The sequence below is a fragment of the Luteolibacter arcticus genome (genome assembly GCF_025950235.1).
Lineage (GTDB): Bacteria > Verrucomicrobiota > Verrucomicrobiia > Verrucomicrobiales > Akkermansiaceae > Haloferula > Haloferula arctica.
Genome location: NZ_JAPDDT010000005.1, coordinates 133,096 through 152,899 on the forward strand (window position 1 = coordinate 133,096; position 19,804 = coordinate 152,899).

Here is a 19,804-nt window from a genome sequence, read left to right on the forward strand (position 1 = left end):
TCCATGATCCCCGAAATCGAACGGCTGAAAGAGCGAAGCCTGCCGGACCCACTGGTCCAGGCCGCCTCGCAATTCATTGAAACCGGCGACCCGGCCATCGCCCGTAAGGCGCCGAAGGTTGATCCAGGTTGGGAGTCCCGGCTCATCGGGGAGGAACTAATGGGCGAGATTGCCTGGGGGGATCGCGCCCGCCAGCTCGTCCGCTTCTTCATCCATCTTTCCGAGGGGGCCACTCCGAAGGCGCCCGAGCATCACGACTATCTTTCGGGAATTCTCCGCTACCTCCACGACGGCGACCATCCAGCCAGCGGAGCCATTGCGGCCGAGGTGATTGCAGAGATCGAGTCACTCCATCAGAACATTCCGGGATTTCTCGTAAGGCACCTCGGTCGGAATGACCATTTCACGGACAACTGGCAGCTCGCTGCCGATCCCGCTTTTCCCGATCCGTTTGTTTCTCCCGTCGCCAACTTCATCCTCCGGCACATCACTCCTGACTACGCGGCCAAGCCGGACCTGCTAACCTCCCATGACGGGATCTTTCCAGCGCTCGCGCTTCATCAACCCGAAGTGACCCGCGCGTGGTGCGAGCAATCGCTGAACTCCAGCGGGTATCGAACGCAGTCCGCGTGGACCGGGATTGTCGGCGTGTCGAAGGATTTCGACTCGCTGTGTCTCGCCTATTGCGAGACTGCGGCCAAGACCGATCCGGGCGAAGCCTTTCCCGTCTTGAAGCAACTCGACGAAGCGAGAGGAGGGATTCATTCCCAGCAGGTGGCCGAACTCGCGTCGATTCCCGAGACCGCACTCGGCCACGAAGCCTTGGGATACTTGCTCGAAAAACGAGATGCCGAGGTGATCGGCATCATGGCCCGGGCTTTTGCATGGGACGATGCAGGCGGTCACGTTTCCTGCCCGGACGGTCCTGAATACCGGCGTCTCTATTCCCTGATGATCGAGCGCTGGGAGTCCGGCGGCAGCGAGCTGTTGCGCAACCTCGTTGGGAATTTCAACGCCTATCAGCTCCCCGACTTGCTCACGGAGGAGTTGAAGACCCTCCGGCCCGAGCACTACCCGGTATTGCGCGAAGGAGTCCTCCAGCATCTCAAAAAGCTACCCGCCAAAGGACAGGCCGGACTCTGGAAGGTGGTGGCGGCTTCCCATCCGGCCGCGTTTATGCCGGATTTCGAAGAACTTCTCATCGGGAAATCCAAGCCGCTCAGGGAGACCGCCGCTGGAGCACTTGCGAAGGCGAAAGGCAAAGGCGGATTGGAGTGCGCCATCGAACTACTAGGTTCCAAGAAGTCAGATGCCCGCTGGGGAGCGGCGGCATTCTTGGAAAAGCTGGCGGCCTCGGCGGCAGCAGCCGCGATCCAAGCGGCACTGGAGCAAGAGAGTTCCTCCGAAGTTCGCGAAGCCCTCCACAAGGCACTCAGGGCATGTGGCGTGGCGAAGGAAGCAACTGCACCATCGGCACCTGCAAGCCACTCCGATCTTGAGGCTTCGATTGCCAAGCAAGCGGCCAAGCTGAAGGTGCCGGCGACCTCGTGGCTGAAATTGGATGCGTTGCCGCAACTTCCAACGACCAATGCCACGCCGCTTTCACCGGAGGGCATCCTCTTCCTCATTTCCAAGCAATCCAAACACAAGACCCTCGACGCCGCACCGGACATTCTTCCACTGCTCGCTCACATCGACCGCGAGAAAAGCGCGCCGTTTGGTCTCGCACTGGTGGAAGGCTTTCTGAATTCAGAACAGGCTGCGTCTGACCGCTGGGCGCTGGCGCTCGGCGGACTGGTCGGCGACAACCGGATCATCCCGCCGCTGCTCTCACGCATTCCGGACTGGTGCGAGAACTCGCGGCACAAGCTCGCCGAGTATGCCGCGCAGGCGATCTCGCTGCTGCCGGGCAATGAACCGCTGATGGTGCTTGATACACTGGCGAACCGCTACCGCAGCAAGTTCAAGAATGTCGGCAGGGCCTGTGCGGCTGCGTTCAACGCCGCAGCCGAGGCGCGCGGGATCACGCCGGACGAACTCGGCGACATGGTCGTGCCCGACTTCGGCTTCGATGCCGATGGCATCCGCCGCTTCGAGTGGGACGGCGGCGGCGCAAGCGCGGAACTCGGTGCGGACTTCAAGCTGTCGTGGTTCGATCCCGAAACCGACAAGGCATGGAAGAACCTTCCCGCCAGCGCTCCCGCGACCGTGAAGGAGGAGGTGAAGACCGTCGGCAAACTGCTGCGCGAGGCCGTGAAAGGCCAGACCGCACGGCTCGAGATGGCACTCGTCCGCCAGCGTCGCTGGCCGGTCGCGCGCTGGCGCGAACTTTACGAGAACCACCCGCTGCTGCGCTCATTCGCCAGCGGACTTGTCTGGGGGATCTACGATGCCTCTGGTAGTTTGCTGCGCACCTTCCGCCGCTATCCGAATGGCCTGCTTGCGAACGCCACCGGGGATCTCGAGGAGTTGCCCGAAAGCGACGCGAGCATCGGCATGGTTCACCCGCTGGAACTCGATGCCGCGGCGCTTGAGGCCTGGGGCGCACACCTTGCCCGCTTCAAGGTAAAGCAGCCATTCCCGCAGATCGCCCGTCCGGTGGAATTGCTGGATCCACTTCACGGCAATCGCCGCGAGATCGCGCTGACGAAGGACAAGAGCGTCGGCGCGGGCACCTTCAAGTCGCGCAGCGAGAAGCGGGGGTGGGTCCGCGGTTCGGTGATCGATGCCGGCGGCATCAGCAGCATCTACAAGCCCTTCCCCGGCGCGGGCTGCGAAGCGATCCTGCCGACGGAGAACTACTATATGGGCATCGACCCCATGGACAGCGTCGAGCTTGGCGCAGCCTACTTCGTGAAGGCGGACACGGTCGGTCGCGGCGGCTACACCTACGACGAACCCGGCCCCGACGACCCGCGTGTGCTGCGCTTCGACCAAGTGCCGGCGGTGGTGTGGTCGGAGACCGTGGCGGACCTGAAGGCAATCGTGGGAGCAGAAGCGAGATGAATGTCGCACAACTAAGAGAAACCCGTCATGCCACGCGCGAGCTCTTGTGTGAGTTCGTCGCAAGCGGGGGACATCCCGTCTGCACCAACCGGGCATCGTCAGCCTCGATCATCGATCTTCATGAGATCGCGGAGGTACTCGCCAAGGTGCCGGTCTGGGGCAGCGAGGAGATCCTTTGGATCAGATTCGTGTTCGAGGTCAGCGCCGTCATCGGGCATTCCGGAGTCCTTTTGCTCTGGTCCGGCGAGCGCGAGGCGGAAGTGCTGCGTTTAGTGGCAGCATACCAACCGAGCCCGGATCCGGCGAAGTTCGCCCAGGAGATCCTGCGCTCCATGCACCGTCCTGATTGGTCGGAATCCGAAGCTGGCACTCCGGAGGCACCATTCCATTCGCCCTTCGCGAATTTCGCCTGGCGACACGGCGATTTCCAAAAAGGCTTCAGCTTCCATCAGCCGAAACTGCTGGCGGCGCTGGCGACGAGGAGGCCCGAGGTGATCGAACATGTCCTCCAGGATCCAGCGAAGACGATCGGCTTCCTTTCCGTAAACGCCCACCGCGGGATCATGCAGTTGACCGACCGCTTCGATCCGCTGCTGGTTGAGAAAATGGAGCACGTGCTTTTTTCCGGGACTTCGCTGCCCGGCTCGGACATGCACTCGCGCTACGACCGGATCCATGCCTTCATCGACTACCACGCGGTCAGGGACCACCACTCCGGGCGCTGGAGCGCGAGGGTCTTGGAACTGGCCCGCAGCCCCGAATTCGCCGGCACGGAGCAAGCGGCCCAGCTGTTGTTAGAAAAATGTCCGGATGAGGCGTTGGCCTTGGTCGCGGCCGCCGATCTTAGATACCGTCCCTCAAGTCCGGGACCCGGCTACCGCCGGATCCTGGAGGAAGCCCTTGCCGATTTCTCCGGCCTCGGCGGGAGGTTCCTTTCGGACATGCTCGCCTCTTACTACTTCGCCTACGGGATCGCGGCGATGATCCATGAGGTGATCTTGTCGGACCCCACCCACATGCACGCGGGAAAGATCCGCGACATTTATCTTCGTGAGGCGTCGACCCGGACGGGAAAGAGGCTGCTCCAATTCTGGCAGGGTATCGCGAAGGCGGATGCCGGACTCTTCAAGCCGGAGTGGAAGCGTTTTTCGACCGCAAAGGGACGGCAATTGCGGGAGACCGCGGCGGAGTGGCTGCAGAAACACGGCCGGGGGCCAGCGCCGGGCGAACTCTCGCCGACGGCGTCGGTGGACGAGCGGATCGGTGGCGCGACCTTGCTGGCGAAGGCGAACGGCGCGGACGCGATCGAGAAGCTCAAGCAGATCCATGCCACCGATCCCAGCAAGCAGGTCCGCGAGGCAGTGGCAAAGCTGTTAGAGCAAGCGGGACACGAGGTCGCACCGGAGCCGGAGAAGCCCGTGACTCGCTTTGAGAACTTCGCGAACCTCGAGGAAAGCCTGGCTGCCAAGGCGAAGACGATCCGCCCACCGGCAGCGCCATGGCTGAACGCCGAATCTTTGCCGTCCCTGTTCACGCGCGATGGCGTGGCCCTCAGTGAACGGGCGCGGACCTTCCTCTTCCAAGTCCAGGCGCGCGAGGGCTCGGGCGAGCTGTCCGCGGACGCGGCACCGTTGTTAGAACATCTCGACCGCGACCGGAACGCACCCTTTGCCCATGCCTTGCTCGACCAGTGGTTTGCATCGGACATGAAGGCATCGACGCGTTGGGCGGTGGATGTCGCGGGCTTGACCGGTGATGACAGTCTCATCCCGCGCCTCGTCCGGCCGATCCCGGATTGGTGCAAGCTGAATGCCGGCAAGCGCGCCGAGTGGGCGGTGCGGGCCATCGCCTTGATCGGCACGCCCGGCGCATTGCGGGAACTGGACGCACTGACGCATCGCTATCGCAATCAGCGGCGCTACGTCGCGGCTGCGGCCACCGAGGCGATTCGCTTGCTCGCGGCCATTCAAGGCATCAGCGAAGATGAGATCGCAGAGCGCATCGTGCCGGATTTCGGCTTCGACGAGTCGGGTCAGCGATCCTTTTCGAATCCTGCCAGTGAAGAAGCAGTCGCTCGCCTGCGCCCGGATCTCAAGGTCGCGTGGCTGGCGGCCGATGGCCGGGAGTCCGCCAAGCCGCCGGCGGGACTTCCCTCAGACGAGATGAAGGAGTGGGCGAAGCTCTTCAAACAGGCGGTCGTCTCGCAAACTCTCCGGCTGGAGCGAGCGATGGTCGAAGGCCGACGGTGGGAACCGGCAGCCTGGCAAGAGCGCTTCGACGCGCATCCGCTATTCCGCTGCTTCGCAGGCAGCTTGGTGTGGGCGGTCTATGATGCCGGAGGTGCGATGCTCCGCACCTTTCGCCGGTATCCGAACGGGATCTTCGCCGATGCCAAGGGCGAGCCGGAGGAGTTTGAGAATGCGGCATCGGTAGGGCTCCCTCATCCGATGGATCTGGACGATGCCGTTCTCGCTGACTGGGCCGCACACTTGAAGCGCTTCAAGGTGACGCCAGCCTTCCCGCAGATCGCCCGACCGGTGGAACGACCGGATCCGCTGCATGGCAACCGCCACGAGATCCGGATTGCTGAAGGCAAGACCCTGGATGCCGCCCTCCTGCGCCAGCGGATGCTCGGGCGCGGCTGGTCTCCTGCACCGACAGGGAACGCCGGTCTTGTCTTCGGATGCTTCCGGAACTTCCGGGCAGCGGGCATTGAAGCCCATCTGGCGTTGGAGGGCTTTTATGCGGGCAGCGGAAGGGGCGATGACGTCGATCTCGGTGTGGCACTCTTCGCACGACCGTCCAAGCCCGCGATGAAGATCCGTCCGGGCACCACGCCTCTTCCCGACAGCCCCCTTGTGATGCGCTTCGACGAGGTGCCGGCGGTGGTGTGGTCGGAGACGATGGCGGATTTGAAAGCGATCATCGGGGCATGAAAAATGAGATGACCACGCTCTTCGGCATTCGCCACCATGGCCCCGGTTGCGCACGCAGCTTGCTCGCGGCGCTCGACGCATTGTCGCCGGAAGTGATTCTGTTAGAGATGCCGGCGGAGGCGGAACCGCTGCTGGTCCATGCCGCACACGAGGCGATGAAGCCGCCGGTGGCGATCCTGCTGCACCGGACCGATGCACCGGAGAAGGCGTCATTCTATCCCTTTGCCGAGTTCTCTCCCGAATGGCAGGCCGTGCGCTGGGCGGTGACGAAGGGCGTGCCGGTGCGGTGCTTCGACCTGCCATCCGCCCACATGTTCGCGCTGCGGGATGAGGACGACGAAACGCCGCCGCAACCGGATGCCTTCGAGTGGTTCGCGAAGGCGGATGGCTACTCCGATGGCGAGCGCTGGTGGAACGACCGCGTCGAGGAGCGTCGCAACACCCAGGATTTCTTCGAGGCCATCCTTGAAGCAGTTGCAACCTTGCGCGGCGACCTCGACTTGCCGGAGTCGCGCGAGACCTTGCTGCGCGAGGCGTGGATGAGGAAATGCCTGCGAGCCGCGGAGAAGGACGGCTTCGCCAATATCGCCGTGGTCTGCGGGGCCTGGCACACGCCGGCGCTGACGGCAAAGGTGAAGGTCGCCGATGACAACGAGCTGCTCAGAGGCCTGCCAAAGCACAAGGTGGCTGCCACTTGGATTCCGTGGACGGACGAGCGGTTGGCGATGGCCAGCGGCTATGCGGCGGGCATCCGCTCGCCCGGCTGGTATGGCCACCTTTGGAAAAACACCGAGGATCCCATCCCGTCGTGGCTGACCAAGGCGGCCCGCATCTTGCGGAAGGAAGGTCAGGAAGCCTCATCGGCCTCGGTGATCGAGGCGGTGCGGCTGTCGCATTCGCTCGCCGGGATGCGCGGCCGGCCCTTGCCGGGGCTGGATGAAACCTTGGAGTCGATCCAAGCGGTGTTCTGCCAGGGCGACCCGCTGCCGCTTGATTTCCTTCGTACGAGACTTCTCGTAGGTCAGCGACTTGGAGAACTGCCGGAGGGCCTGCCAACGCTGCCGCTGCAGCAGGACATCGAGGCGAGCCAGAAGCGTTTACGCCTGAAGCCCGCGGCATCGGTCACGCCGCTGGAGCTGGACTTGCGTGAAGATGGCGGGCGCGCTCGCAGCATCTTCCTGCACCGCTTGCTCGCGCTCGGCATCGGCTGGGGTCGCAAGGAGCAGGCGCGGACGCGCGGAACCTTCAAGGAGCGCTGGTCGCTGCAATGGAAACCGGAATTGGCAGTGGCGATCATCGATGCCTCGGCTTTCGGCAATACGATTGAGAGCGCGGCGACCAAGCGGCTGGTGAAGCGGTTGCCGGCCGACGCAGGGATGGAACCCATTACCGAGCGGCTGGACCTCGCGCTGCTAGGTGCGCTGCCTCAGGCGGTGAATGTTTTGCTTCGTCGTCTGGATGCCGCGGCGGCGACCGCCCATGATCTGGCAGAGCTGTTAGATACGGTGCCGCCATTGGCGCGGATCGCGCGCTATGGCGATGTCCGCGCGACCGACGCCGAGGCGGTGATGCGATTGCTCGAAGGTTTCGCCGCACGCATCCACGCCGGCTTGCTGATCGCAGCGAGCGGGATCGATGACGATGCGGCACGCACGCTTTCGGGCCACGTGCAGTCCTATCGTGGCGCATTGGCGATGCTCGAGCTGACAGCTCTCACCGACGAGTTTCAGGCCACCCTCGGGCGGATGAAGGAATCCGAAAGCGTGCATCCGAAATTGCGGGGCCTTTCCGTGCGGATCCTGCGGGATGCCTCGCATCTCGACGATGCCGAAGCTGCGAGGCATCTCGGCTTCGCGCTGTCGCCGGGGATGCCCGCGCTTTCCGCCGCGGCATGGCTGGAAGGTTTCCTGCAAGGCGGCGGCAGCCTGCTGGTTCACGACCGGGCGCTGTTAGGACTCGTGCACACGTGGCTAGGCTCGCTCAGCGGCGAGGCGTTCCAAAGCACGCTGCCGTTGCTGCGGCGGACCTTCGGCACCTTCGAGCCGCCGGAACGGGCACGCATCGCCGCCTCGGTCGCCCAGGGACCGGCCAGCACCCCTCCGCCCGCCGCACCGCTGGATCTCGACATGGAGCGTGCGCTGCCGGCCGTCGCCGCGGTGGCTAAACTCTTCGGCCTACCCCAACCGTCATGAACGATCCCGAACTCCTCCGCCGCTGGCGACTGGTGCTGGGCTCCGAGCCCGCCGCCGGCTTCGGCGTGTCCCTTTCCGCCGAAGACGCCCGCATGGATGAGGCGCTCGAGGCCCTCTACGACGCCGGCAAGTCGCGAGGCGGTCTCGGTGGCTCGAACCCCAGGGTGGCCCGCTGGCTCGGCGACATCCGACGCTACTTCCCGGGTGAAGTCGTGCAGGTGATGCAGAAGGACGCGATCGAGCGGCTCGACCTCAAGCAGCTTTTGTTAGAGCCGGAGGTGCTGGCACAGGCCGAGCCGGATGTGCATCTGGTCGGCACCTTGATGTCGCTGAATCGCGTGATCCCGGAGAAGACCCGCGAAACCGCGCGCGGCGTGGTGCGCCGGCTGGTGGACCAGTTGATGCGAAAGCTGGAGCAGCCGACCCGTCAGGCCGTGCAAGGCGCGCTTTCCCGCAGCCTGCGCAACCGCCGGCCGCGACTCTCCGAGATCGACTGGAACCGGACCATTCGCGCGAACCTGAAGAACTGGCTGCCCGAGCACCAAACAATCGTGCCGGAGACGCTGATCGGCTACGGCCGGAAGCGAAGTTCGCTGCGCGACGTGGTGCTGTGCATTGACCAAAGCGGCTCGATGGCGGCGTCGGTGGTGTATTCCTCGATCTTCGGCGCGGTGATGGCGTCGATGCCGGCGCTCTCGACCCGCTTCGTGGTCTTCGACACCGCGGTCGTGGATTTGACCGAGGAGCTCCACGACCCGGTTGACCTGCTATTCGGCACCCAGCTCGGCGGCGGCACGGACATCCACAAGGCGCTGACCTACTGCGAAAGCAAGATCACCCGGCCGAATGACACCGTGATGGTGCTCGTTTCCGACCTGTGCGAAGGCGGAAGCGTGGCGGGGATGGTGCAGACGGCGGCGCGGATCAAGGAGAGCGGCGTGCAGGTGATCGCGCTGCTCGCGCTCAGCGACGAGGGCAAGCCGGGATACGACGCGAGGAACGCTGCAACCTTTGCGGCCCTAGGCATTCCGGTTTTCGCCTGCACCCCGGACCGCTTCCCCGATCTGATGGCGGCGGCACTGGCAAAAAAGGACCTCGCGCTCTGGCAGTCGCGGCGCGACGGATGAGGGCTTGGCAGCCGCCGATTTCTGAAATAACCCGTCACCTCACATCGTTTTACCGCCCCGATCATGCAGAATCCTATCCGCGTCCTTTGCGTCGGAGCCGGCCATATGGGCCGCTCGCACGCCCTTGCCTACCACCGCATCCCCGGCTTCGAAATTTGCGGAATCGTCACCCGATCGGCCGAGAGCCGTGGGAAACTGAATGCCGAGCTGGGCGGCGGCTACGCGGAGTTCGCGGACTTCTATGAAGCGCTCGCGGCGACCAAGCCGGATGCGGTCAGCATTTCCACCTACCCGGACACCCACGGCCCCTACGCCGAGGCCGCCTTCGAAGCCGGTTGCCATGTCTTCATCGAGAAGCCGCTGGCCGAGAATGTGGCGGCGGCGGAAGGAATCGTCGCCAAGGCAAAATCGAGCGGGAAGAAGCTGGTGATCGGCTACATCCTGCGCCACCACCCGAGCTGGATCAAATTCATCGAGATGGCACAAACGCTTGGCAAGCCGCTGGTGATGCGCATGAACCTCAACCAGCAGTCCTTCGGCGCGAACTGGAAGACCCACCAGGCACTGATGTCGTCGATCTCGCCGGTCGTCGATTGCGGCGTGCACTACGTGGACGTGATGTGCCAGATGACCCGCTCGAAGCCGATCCGCGTGTCGGGCATCGGCGCGCGGCTGACGGACGAGATTCCCGAGGGGAAAATCAACTACGGCGCGCTGCAGGTGACCTTCGAGGACGGCTCGGTCGGTTGGTACGAAGCCGGTTGGGGCCCGATGATGAGCGAGGTCGCCTTCTTCGTGAAGGACGTGGTCGGCCCGAAGGGCTGCGCGTCGATCGTCGCCGACAAGGCCGCGGCGGAGGGCCAAAGCTCGAACGTGGACGCCCACACCCAGACCCAGTCGATCCGGCTGCACCATTCGCAACTCACGCCGGAAGGAACCTTCGCGAAGGCCGACGAGTCGGTCCGTCTCGACGACGAGCCCGATCATGACGGCTTGTGCCATCGCGAGCAGGAGTATTTCCTCAAGGCGATCCACGAGGATCTGGACCTGACCGACCACATGGAAGACGCGCTGTCCTCGATGCGCATCGTCGAAGCTGCGGATGAAAGCTTCCGCACTGGGAAAACCATCGATCTATAACATTTTCTAACATTGTCATGAAATCCATTGCCACCGTCGTCGCCTTCCTGCCGCTCGCCGCTACGGCCGAACTGAAGTCCGTTCCGCTGTTCAACGGCACCGATCTTTCCGGCTGGAAGGGCGAAGGCTATGTCGTCCAGGACGGAACCATCGTCTGCACGCCGCAGGGAAAGACCCTGGTGACCGAGCGGATCTACGCGGACTACGCCTTCGATTTCGAGTTCAAGCTCCCGCCGGGGGGCAACAATGGCATCGGCATCCACTACCCGGGGAGCGGCGACGCTGCCTATGCGGGCATGGAAGTGCAGGTGCTCGATAACACCTCGGAGAAGTACAAGGACCTCAAGCCCTATCAGTTCCACGGCTCGCTCTACACCCTGCTCGCGGCGAAAAAGGCCCCGCTCAAGCCGGTCGGCGAGTGGAATCAGGAGCGCATCGCCGTCCGCGGCGACCGCGTGCAGGTCACCGTGAACGGCGAAGTGATCACCGAAGGCAACCTCGCCGACCTCAGCAAGGAGTTCCCGAAGCATGAGGGCGTCAAGCGCCGCTCCGGCCACATCGCCCTCTGCGGCCACGGCGACGCGGTTGCCTTCCGCAACATGCGAATCTCCGAGGCTGCCCCTGCAGCGAATGATGAAGGTGCCAAGCAGAGCGGCTTCACCCAGATCTTCGACGGCGAGACCCTCAAGGGCTGGAAGCACACCGAAGCCGACCTTGCCCACTGGCAGCCGGTCAATGGCATCCTGAAATACGACGGCAAGGCCAAGGACCTGTGGTCGGAGAAGGAATACGGCGATTTCTCGCTGGCCTTCGACTGGCGCTGGGCTGGCCCCGGCCCCGTGATGAAGCGCCCCGTCATCGGTCCCGATGGCAAGGAAACCGGCGAGCAGATCGAAGTGCAGGAGCTCGACAGCGGCGTCTATGTGCGCGGCAACTCGAAGAGCCAGGTGAACCTGTGGAACTGGCCCTGCGGCTCCGGCGAGGTGTACGGCTACCGCACCGACAGGTCGCAGCCCGCGGACGTGATCGCAGGCGTCACTCCGAAGAAGAAAATGGACAAGCCCGTGGGCGAGTGGAACCGGACGATGATCACCATGAAGGGTGACAAGCTCACCGTTTCCATCAACGGCGAGGTCGTGATCGAGGAAGCGCGCCTCCCCGGTGTGGCCGCCAAGGGCAAGATCGCCCTGCAGCACCACGGTTCCCTCATCGACTTCGCCAATATCTGGATCAAGGAGCTGTAATCAGGCTCCCGGGCGGAGGTGGGTGTTAGCGCCAAAACGCCGCGGCGGGATCGATCCCGAAGCGCACGACCCCTCCGTCCCAACGGGACGACTTATAAAAGCCCGGCACGAAGTGCCGGGTAAGGCGGGCAGGGATTGGTCTCCCAACGGGAGACATCATGCGGGGTGCGGCGGTTTGGTCCCGGAGCTGCCGTACATCGATTTCGATCCCGTATTTCTCCGACGCAAAGCGTCGATCGATGTAGGCCTCGGAACCGAACCGGAAATGCAGCCGCTAAACGTATGAGGCGTCCCTACAGGACGCGAGAGTCTCCTGCGTTCCACCCGGCACTTCGTGCCGGGCTATTATGAGTCGTCCCGTTGGGACGAAGAACGGGCCATACGTTTGTCCATGGCCGTGCCTTTGACGCGAGTCAAATACCGGCGAAGTCATTTACTTCAAGATGGCTTCACTTCCTCGGATTCCCCGCCGTCCATTTGAACCCGCAGCGGCTTGTCAGCGTGGAGCTGGAAAGACTGCTGCGGGCTGGCCAATGAGATGCCCGCTTCGCCCAAGCGGCGCTCGATCATGAAGCGCAGGTCGCTGGCCACCGTTGCCCCGCCGGTTTTGGCGCGGAGGTCGATCCAGAAGAAGACCGCAAAGATCAACGAGTCCGCCGCGAAATCCTCCAGCACCACTTGCGGCTCGGGGCTCTTCAAGATGATTCCGTGTTCTCCGGCGCACTCGGCGAGGATGGTGGACACCATCCGGAGCTGTGAGCCGTAGGAGACCCGGACCCGCACGACGCGACGAACCACCGGAGTGTCGTGGGTCCAGTTGATCACCTTGCTTTCCAGCAGTACCGAGTTCGGCACGATCATGTCCACGCCATCGAAGGAACGCACGGTGGACGAGCGCGTATCGATGGCGGTGACGGTGCCGGCGACGCCATCGACCTCGAGGATGTCGCCGACGCGGACTTTCCGCTCGGCGAGCACGATGAGCCCGCTGATGAAATTCTTGAACAAGGTCTGGGTGCCGAAGCCGATGCCGATGGCGAGCGCACCGCCGAGGAAGGCGAAGGCGGTCAGCGGGATCTTGAGGAAATTCAGCGTGACCAGCGCGAGCACGATGCCGAGCGCGATGCGTGTCCACCGCCGCAGCGTGTCCGCTTGCCCCTGCTGGACGCGGCCCTTGTTGACCAGTCGCTTGTAGCCGCGCTTCAACAGCCAGGACCCGGCGCGGTAAGCCACCCAGAAGAACAGCAGCGCGCCGATCAGCCAGCCGAGCGTGAGGCCGCGCTTCACGGTGACGACCTGTCCATCGACCTCCGTTTTGTCGTCGTAGCGATAGACCACGAAGTTCCACACTGCCTTCGCCTGTCTGGCCGCCCGCGAACCGAGCCCGCGAAGGCGCTCGCCCCAAGTCTTCGACTGGTCGATCTGCTCGGAATCCGCAAGCCAGCGGCCGATGTCGAGATGCAGGCCGGAGATGTCCTGGCCGAATCGCTCCACGGAATCGAGGTCGGCGCGCAGGGTGCCCAGCAATTGCTCGATCTGGGGACGCTGGGGCGAGTCGGCTGCGAGCGCGGAAAGACGCGACTCCTGCTCCTGCATCGCGGAAAGCGCGGCATTGCGGCGGACATCGACCAGCGAGTCGAAGGCGCTGGCCCGGGCAAGCTGGGTCTGCAGCGAGACCAGCGCTTCCGTCCGCTCGGCAGCGGACTGGGAGGTGAGGAGCGTTTTGCGGAAGGTCTGCGCGTCGTAATACTCGCTTAGGAAACGCAGCCGCGCGCCGGTGATCTCCACCCGGTTGGCCAAGCTTTCGAGCTGGTTGTCCAGGAATTGCACGCGCTCCACGGCGGCGGTCAGCTTGGCCTTGTCGGCATCGGTCGGATTGGGCGTGGCGGCTTTCAGTGCCTCCGCCGTCGCCAGCGCCGTCTGCCGTTCGGCAATCACCGCCTGTTGCGACTTCTCGATGTTCGTGAGTTCCTTGGCGATGTCCTTGCGGCGTTCGTCCGTCGAGTGCTTCAGATGATCGAGGTCTGCCTGGGGGAAGACGGTGGCGGCACCGAGTGCTGCGATTTTCCGCTTCAGCAGTTCAGCCTCGATCTCCGCCGCAGCGAATCGCATGCGGGTGTTGTCGGCGGTGTGCTGGAGCATCGCGGCCGCGGAACTCAGCGCGCGCAGCTTCAGCTTCACCGACTCCAGCCGCCAAAGCTCGGCACCGACATGCTCCGGTGTGGCACGGTTGGCGGCCTCTTGGGCGACGCGAACCGCTTCGTCCGTCTTCTTGATCTCGTCCTGGCGCTTGGTCAGCTCGCGGTCGAACATGTTCACCGCCGACTCATAGGCCCGCATCCGGGTGGCGATGCCTTCCTGCTGCCGCCGCAATTCGTCGTGGAGGACGAAGGAGTAGGGTCCCGGTTTGTCGAAGCCGTTCCATTTGGCGCTGTCCTCCTTGGCCTGGGAGATCGACTGCTTGAGGATCTCTGCGGTGTCGAGCGAGCGGACGGAGTTCTCCGCGGTGAAAATTCCCAGCAAGAGATCGGAACGGCGGACGGCGCTTTCCTCCGGCGTGATGCCCGTCGGCAGCGCCCCCCCTTTGTCGAGTGCTTCCACCTGTCCCCGCCAATCGTCCAGCCACGATTTCAGGCGCTTGCGCTTGTCCTCGGTCGTTTCCTCTTTGAGAGCCTCGGGCTTGTCTTCGGAAAGCTTGAAAGACGGAAGCTGGGCGACTGCCGGAGAGCCGGCGAGCCCTGCCACCAGCAGGCCGATTCGGAGAAATTGAAAGACGGTCCGTGTCACGTGAGCCCGATTTCTGGCAGGTCCGGTTGCGTCTGGCGAGCGGGGCCTCTCCGGCTTTAATCGAGGTTTCAGCGCCCCTGACCCAAGTGCAGCTTCAGGATCCGCTTCACCTCCGCGATGCCGTCCGGATGCTGGTGAGCGCTGTGATGGGACGGGACCACCTTTTCCGACGCCGAGCCGTCGAGGTGCGAGCTCCAGAATGCCACCACCCCGTCGGACATCATCGGCCGGGTCCGGTCCTTGTTTCCCCCCTTGCCGCGGTCACCCATGACCGAGTGATACGGGATGCCGGGCGCGATCGGCAGCTTGTTGACGGCCTTCACGAAGCGGTTCTCCGGGGAAAGGGTATCGATGCTGTTCGGCGCGCGATCGAGCTGCAGCGAGGCGGCATCCACGGTGATGACGGAGGCCACGGCATTGCGGGCATCGGCCAGGAATGTGGGCATCCGCACCAGCCGCGAGCCCAACCGACCGATCCAGTTCGACGCGATTTCCGACCCCTTATGTGGGGCGGAGAGGAAGATGGCGCGGTTGATCTCCCGGCGGTGCTCGAACAAGAGGGAGTCGCGCAGCAGTTCGCGGCTGGCACCGGTGATGCGCATGTCATCCGGCCCCTTCGCGAAAATGTCGCGCCAGATCCGGTCGCCGGCATTCGTCACCATCAGCCGGCTGATCATGCTGCCCATGCTGTGGCCGACGATGACCATCTTCTTGTGGTCGGGGAAGACCCGGTTGACGCCGTCCAACTCCTTGCGCAGCAGCGACGCAGAGTAGGGATACGGGTAGCCGCTGGGGTAACTGAAGACCCAGAATTGATAGCGGTTCCGGAGTTCCGGATCCTGCATGATGGAGTGATACATCGGCGCCCATGTGGCCGGCGTGTCTTGCAGACCGTGGACGAAGAGGACCGGAATCCGGTTCTTGTCGTACTTTTGGAGACGGATGAGCCGTGCGGTGTCGGAGTATTTCTGCGGGTTGATCAGACGGATCAGGCCGAGCTTGTCAGGTCGCGTGACCGCCAGCACGAAGCTCACCGGCGCGCTGAAATTCGCCGCGAGCACCGGATTCCGGCCGGCGATGGAAATGCGTTCCTCCTCAAGCGGATCGTGCAACTCCAGTACCGCGCCTCGACTGCCTTCCGCACGCACCACGGCGGTCAGCGCCATGGACACCTGCGGCGGATCGAAGGTCTTGCGGAAGTCAGGGCTCGAATCCGCCAAGACGACCAGCGGTGCGCCGACGCCAGGGCGGGTCGCGTGGATGGTGGCGTATTTGCCGCGGAAGTCGTACCGATCGACCACATGATACTCGCGGTGGGCATTGCTGGCCCCCGGTTCCAGCTTGCCGCGCAGGGTGCGGGCAGTGGGTCCGCTGCCGACCGTGATGGTGCGGCCCCACGGCAGCGCCTTGGCTTTCTCCAGCCGCTCGACCAAGCGGCCCACAGCGTGATTGTACAGAGCCACCGCACCGGGCTCGCCCGCCAAGGCCTTGTCACCGGCGAGGCGTGCCGACTCGAGGAAATGACCGCTGGCCTCCATCGCGTCCGCAGAGGCCTTGCCCGCCTCCAGCTCGGCCAATGCCGCATCAAGCGGCGCAACATGATAGTCGCCGGGTGGCGTCTTGGTCTCCACCACATGAAAGGAAACGGGAGCGACGCACGAGGTGAGAGCAAACGCAGCGGCAAAGATGGCCTGAAGTTTCATGAGGGCGGAAAGCCGGGTTACAGCAATGTTTTGAAAACCTTGCCGATCAGTTCGGCAAGCGGGATCTCGATCGAACTCGCTACGAGCAATGGCAGTGCCAGCGGGAGCAGCGAGGATTTGTCGACGGGCAGAGTGCGCATCTCCCGGACAGAATCGCAAAGCGAGTGGAACCACGGGTCTGCGTGGACAAGCAGGAACTCATCGGTGTGGGCGCGAGGTTCCATGGTCTTCTCATCGCGAGGGGTAAGCCACGCCGACGGTCGTCCAGCCTGCGGCCAGGATGCCGGCCGTGGCAGCCGCCGACATCCGACCGGTGTGAAGGAGCACCTTGGGCGCCGTGCCGAGGTCGTCGCGTTGCGCGAAACCAGCGACCTCATCGGTCCACGTCACGTGATCGACCGGAGCCGGTACGTGCAGCTCGCCGGTCGCGGTGGTCGCGCCCGGTAGGCGGCCGAGGACTTTCAGCGAGACATACGCCGCTGCGCCCGTCCGGTCGCGTTCGGCGAGGATGGCCAAGCCGGAAATGAGAAAATCCGCTTGCTCCGGTGTGTTGCAGGCGTTGGCCAAGCGCACCACATCGCCGCGCCCGGATGCCTTCGGCATCGCTTCCAGATAGGTCACGATCCGGTGGCGGCGGGTGGTGCTCAGCACGCGCTGGATTTGGAAATCCTTGATGTCTTCCAAGCTCACACCCATCGCGTGAAGCGAACGTTCGTCGCGGTCCGCGAGTTCGCCGGAGGTCAGCGCATAGGTATCTTCCGGAATGCCCACCATGTTGGTGGCGGCCACCGCGAGCCCTGCCGATGCGGCCGCCGCACCGATGCGCAAGGGCAGGCCACCGGCGAAGAAGGCCCAGGTGACCTTGTCCATCTCCTCCTGGAGCCGCTCGTTGTCGGAATACGGATCGACGCCGAGCTGCTTGGCTGTATCGAGCTTGGCCTTGTCGAAGCCGGCGGCGCTCTTTGCCGCATTGCCGATGCCACGTCCCGCGGCGGACGCTGCTTGGCCGGCGTCGGTGTGGCCGCTCTTCGCCGCGTCGTCCACGCGATCAACAGCCCTGGTCACGCCGCGGCCGATGCCGGAGCCCACTTTCACGAAGAAGTGCCCCACGGTCTTCGGTGCCTGCTTCGCCGCTTCGACCGGGTTCTTGACGATGTGTTTGACCGCGTCGATCGGCTGCTCGACCGAGCGCTTGAGCCCTTCGGCAAAGAGATCGCCCTTGCTGGTTTCGACGAGCTTGCGGATCGCTTCCGCCTCGGTGATGCGGCGCTTCGCCTCCGGCAGGCCGATGGCGGTGAAGGTGCCGAAGTCGCTGTCGATCGTGAAGTGGGCCATGTACCCGTCCGTCGGCACCTGGTCGCGGACCCGGTACGACGGGCCTCGTAGCAAGTTCGCCGGCAAGAAGTCGGACGCCTTGAGCATCACGCCCGTTTCATAGGTGGCGGGCGCTTGGGCATGCAGGGAAGCGACCAGCGCGGTCGCGATGACGAGAGACCATGGTTTCATGACGTGACGGATCGGGTGGTTGAATCAGGGGAAGGTCGCGGTAGGCGATCGGCTATTTCATGCTTTCGAGCAGGTCCTCCATCGGCCGCTGGCTCACGCCGATCAGTCCCTTGGTCGGCCGGTCGATGTCCGAGATCAGCGTGATCCCCCGCCCGCCTCGTGGAGCTTCTCGAGGACATGGTCCATGGAGAACGACCCGGGCTTCTGCCGCGGAGGATATTGCTGATAGGTCGCCAGGTGTTTCGCGACGTAGGCTTGGGCAGGGACGAGCGCGAAGGCGTGCTCCACCCGCCAGCGATCGTAGTCGCCGGCATCGTGCTGGGCGCGTTCGAAGGGATCGGCACGGAGGTCCAAGAGCTTCGGGAAACGCAGCACGATGAGGGGGTCCTGCCAGACATCGAGGCTCTCCGCGCGCTGCTCGAGGAAGCAGAGCTTCCAGCGATTGTAGCGGAGGCCGGCGAGATTGCCGTCGTCGGTCCAATAGAAGTATTCCTCCCGCTTGCTCGGTCCCGTTCCTGCGAGGAGTTCGCGCTGGTCGTATCCATCGAGGTGGACCTTGAAGGTCTTGCCGGCTGCCTCGTAGCCGGCGAGGAGCTTCTCCTTCACATTCGGCTCGCCTGCGGCGGAGACTAGCGTCGGCACGAGATCCTCGTGAGAGGTCACATCATTGATCTCGGTGCCAGGCTTGATGACACCCGGCCAGCGCATCGCAAGCGGCACCCGGTAGCCTCCCTCCCAGTTCGTATTCTTTTCCCCCTTGAAAGGCGTGGTGCCTCCATCCGGCCAAGAGAAACCTTCGGCACCGTTGTCGGTGGTCCAAATCACAATGGTATTGTCCGCGATTCCAAGGTCATCGAGCTTCTTTAGAAGCTGGCCAACCATGCCATCGAACTCGGTCATGCCATCCGCCACGATGCCCAAGCCGGTCTTCCCTTTGGATTCGGGCTTCAGGTGCGTGTAGATGTGCATCCGGGTAGAATTGAACCAGCAGAAGAACGGCTTGTCGGCCTTCGCCTGCCGGTCGATGAAATCGAGGGAGGCGTTTAGAAATTCTTCATCGACGGTCTCCATGCGCTTTCTGCTGAGCGGCCCCGTGTCCTCGATGGACTGCTTGCCGACGCGGCCGAAGCGCGGGTCTGCGGTTCCGCTGTCTTGCTCAGTCGCCTTGCACTTGAGCACGCCGCGGGGGCCGAACTTCGCGCGGAATTCCGGATTCTTCGGGTAGTCCGGATGCTCGGGCTCCTCCTCGGCATTGAGGTGATAGAGATTGCCAAAGAATTCGTCGAAGCCGTGGACCGTCGGCAGGAATTCATTGCGGTCTCCTAGGTGGTTCTTGCCGAATTGGCCGGTGGCGTAGCCCTGCGGCTTGAGGAGATCCGCCAGTGTCGGGTCCTTTTCGGAGAGACCTTCCTTCGCGCCCGGCAACCCGACCTTTAGCAAGCCGGTGCGGAAGCATGATTGACCGGTGATGAAGGCCGCACGTCCGGCGGTGCAGGATTGCTGCGCGTAGTGGTCGGTGAAGAGCGCACCTTCCCGGGCGAGCCGGTCGATATTCGGCGTGCGATATCCCATCATCCCGCGGTTGTAGGCGCTGACATTCCAGTAGCCGATATCGTCACCGAAGATGACGAGGATGTTGGGTTTCTTGCCCTGCCCGTGGGCAAGCGGTGCGAAGAGCGCCAGCCCGAAGGCGAGCGCGACCGACAGGTTCGTTGCGGTTGGTTTCATGGGGAGTGTGGAGGAAAGATTTCGCGCCGACGGAAGAGCATCACGAAGGTCGAGCGATACGACCGACTTGCATGCTGGGGAGTCAGGCGAGAGCACGCCATTGTCCTTTGGTGCAATGTCCTTCTGGCATCGCGCTTCCCAGGGCCCGAGTCATGATCGGGGCGGGATGCCGTAGGTTTTCTCCGCCCACGGCCGCATGAACTCGATGCCGCCGCCCGAGACGTTGTAAGTCTTGAAGCCATTGGCGCGCAGGTAGGCCAGCAGCTCGAGCATCGGCTGATAGACCATTTCGGTGAAGAGCTTGCCGGTCTTCGGGTTCTTGGCAGTGGCGATCCAATCGGTGACCGCCTTCTGCCTGGTCCCAAAACTTCTCAACGGCGACGTCCCCATCACCAGATGGATGTGCTTCGTGTCGGGCAGGAGCTTGAGGATGTT

General features: G+C 63.8%; 11 protein-coding genes and 1 pseudogene. 6 read left to right on the forward strand and 6 right to left on the reverse strand.

The features are described from left to right. Positions 1-3: 3 nt before the first annotated feature. The 6 genes from OKA05_RS13685 to OKA05_RS13710 all read left to right on the forward strand — a co-directional run bounded on the left by OKA05_RS13685 (position 4) and on the right by OKA05_RS13710 (position 11,645). Positions 4-3,006 (forward strand): DUF4132 domain-containing protein, encoded by a 3,003-nt coding sequence (locus OKA05_RS13685; protein ID WP_264487719.1) that lies wholly within the window; start codon positions 4-6, stop codon positions 3,004-3,006. After that, positions 3,003-5,942, forward strand: a complete 2,940-nt coding sequence (locus OKA05_RS13690) for a DUF4132 domain-containing protein (protein WP_264487720.1) — start codon at positions 3,003-3,005, stop codon at positions 5,940-5,942. Before OKA05_RS13685 ends, OKA05_RS13690 begins: the two co-directional genes overlap by 4 nt. Beyond that, a complete protein-coding gene (locus OKA05_RS13695; RefSeq protein ID WP_264487721.1) occupies positions 5,939-8,134 on the forward strand; it encodes a DUF5682 family protein in 2,196 nt (731 codons plus the stop codon). The genes OKA05_RS13690 and OKA05_RS13695 overlap by 4 nt, the downstream gene beginning before the upstream one ends. Then, positions 8,131-9,261 carry a VWA domain-containing protein gene (locus tag OKA05_RS13700; protein ID WP_264487722.1) on the forward strand — a complete coding sequence of 377 codons (1,131 nt, stop codon included), beginning with the start codon at positions 8,131-8,133 and terminating at the stop codon, positions 9,259-9,261. Before OKA05_RS13695 ends, OKA05_RS13700 begins: the two co-directional genes overlap by 4 nt. Positions 9,262-9,324: 63 nt before the next feature. Next, positions 9,325-10,401 carry a Gfo/Idh/MocA family protein gene (locus tag OKA05_RS13705; RefSeq protein ID WP_264487723.1) on the forward strand — a complete coding sequence of 359 codons (1,077 nt, stop codon included), beginning with the start codon at positions 9,325-9,327 and terminating at the stop codon, positions 10,399-10,401. A gap of 17 nt (positions 10,402-10,418) precedes the next feature. Then, the gene (locus OKA05_RS13710) at positions 10,419-11,645 is read left to right on the forward strand and encodes a 3-keto-disaccharide hydrolase (RefSeq protein ID WP_264487724.1); all 1,227 of its coding nucleotides are present in this window, start codon (positions 10,419-10,421) and stop codon (positions 11,643-11,645) included. 438 nt (positions 11,646-12,083) lie between these two features. On the opposite strand, the gene OKA05_RS13715 is transcribed toward OKA05_RS13710, so the two are convergent. The 6 genes and pseudogenes from OKA05_RS13715 to OKA05_RS29335 all read right to left on the reverse strand — a co-directional run. Next, entirely contained in the window at positions 12,084-14,432 is a 2,349-nt protein-coding gene (locus OKA05_RS13715) for a mechanosensitive ion channel domain-containing protein (RefSeq protein ID WP_264487725.1), read from the reverse strand. A 68-nt stretch (positions 14,433-14,500) separates the two neighbouring features. Then, positions 14,501-16,135, reverse strand: coding sequence for an esterase/lipase family protein (locus tag OKA05_RS13720; RefSeq protein WP_264487726.1), 1,635 nt, complete (start codon positions 16,133-16,135; stop codon positions 14,501-14,503). Positions 16,136-16,152: 17 nt separating this feature from the next. Continuing rightward, positions 16,153-16,359: a hypothetical protein gene (locus OKA05_RS13725; RefSeq protein ID WP_264487727.1), complete on the reverse strand. Its 207-nt coding sequence runs from the start codon at positions 16,357-16,359 to the stop codon at positions 16,153-16,155. 7 nt (positions 16,360-16,366) lie between these two features. After that, a complete protein-coding gene (locus OKA05_RS13730; protein WP_264487728.1) occupies positions 16,367-17,641 on the reverse strand; it encodes a hypothetical protein in 1,275 nt (424 codons plus the stop codon). Positions 17,642-17,776: 135 nt separating this feature from the next. Continuing rightward, entirely contained in the window at positions 17,777-19,369 is a 1,593-nt protein-coding gene (locus OKA05_RS13735; protein ID WP_264487729.1) for an arylsulfatase, read from the reverse strand. A gap of 159 nt (positions 19,370-19,528) precedes the next feature. Continuing rightward, positions 19,529-19,771, reverse strand: a pseudogene (locus OKA05_RS29335) (haloacid dehalogenase-like hydrolase); the annotation flags it as partial. Positions 19,772-19,804: the final 33 nt, after the last annotated feature.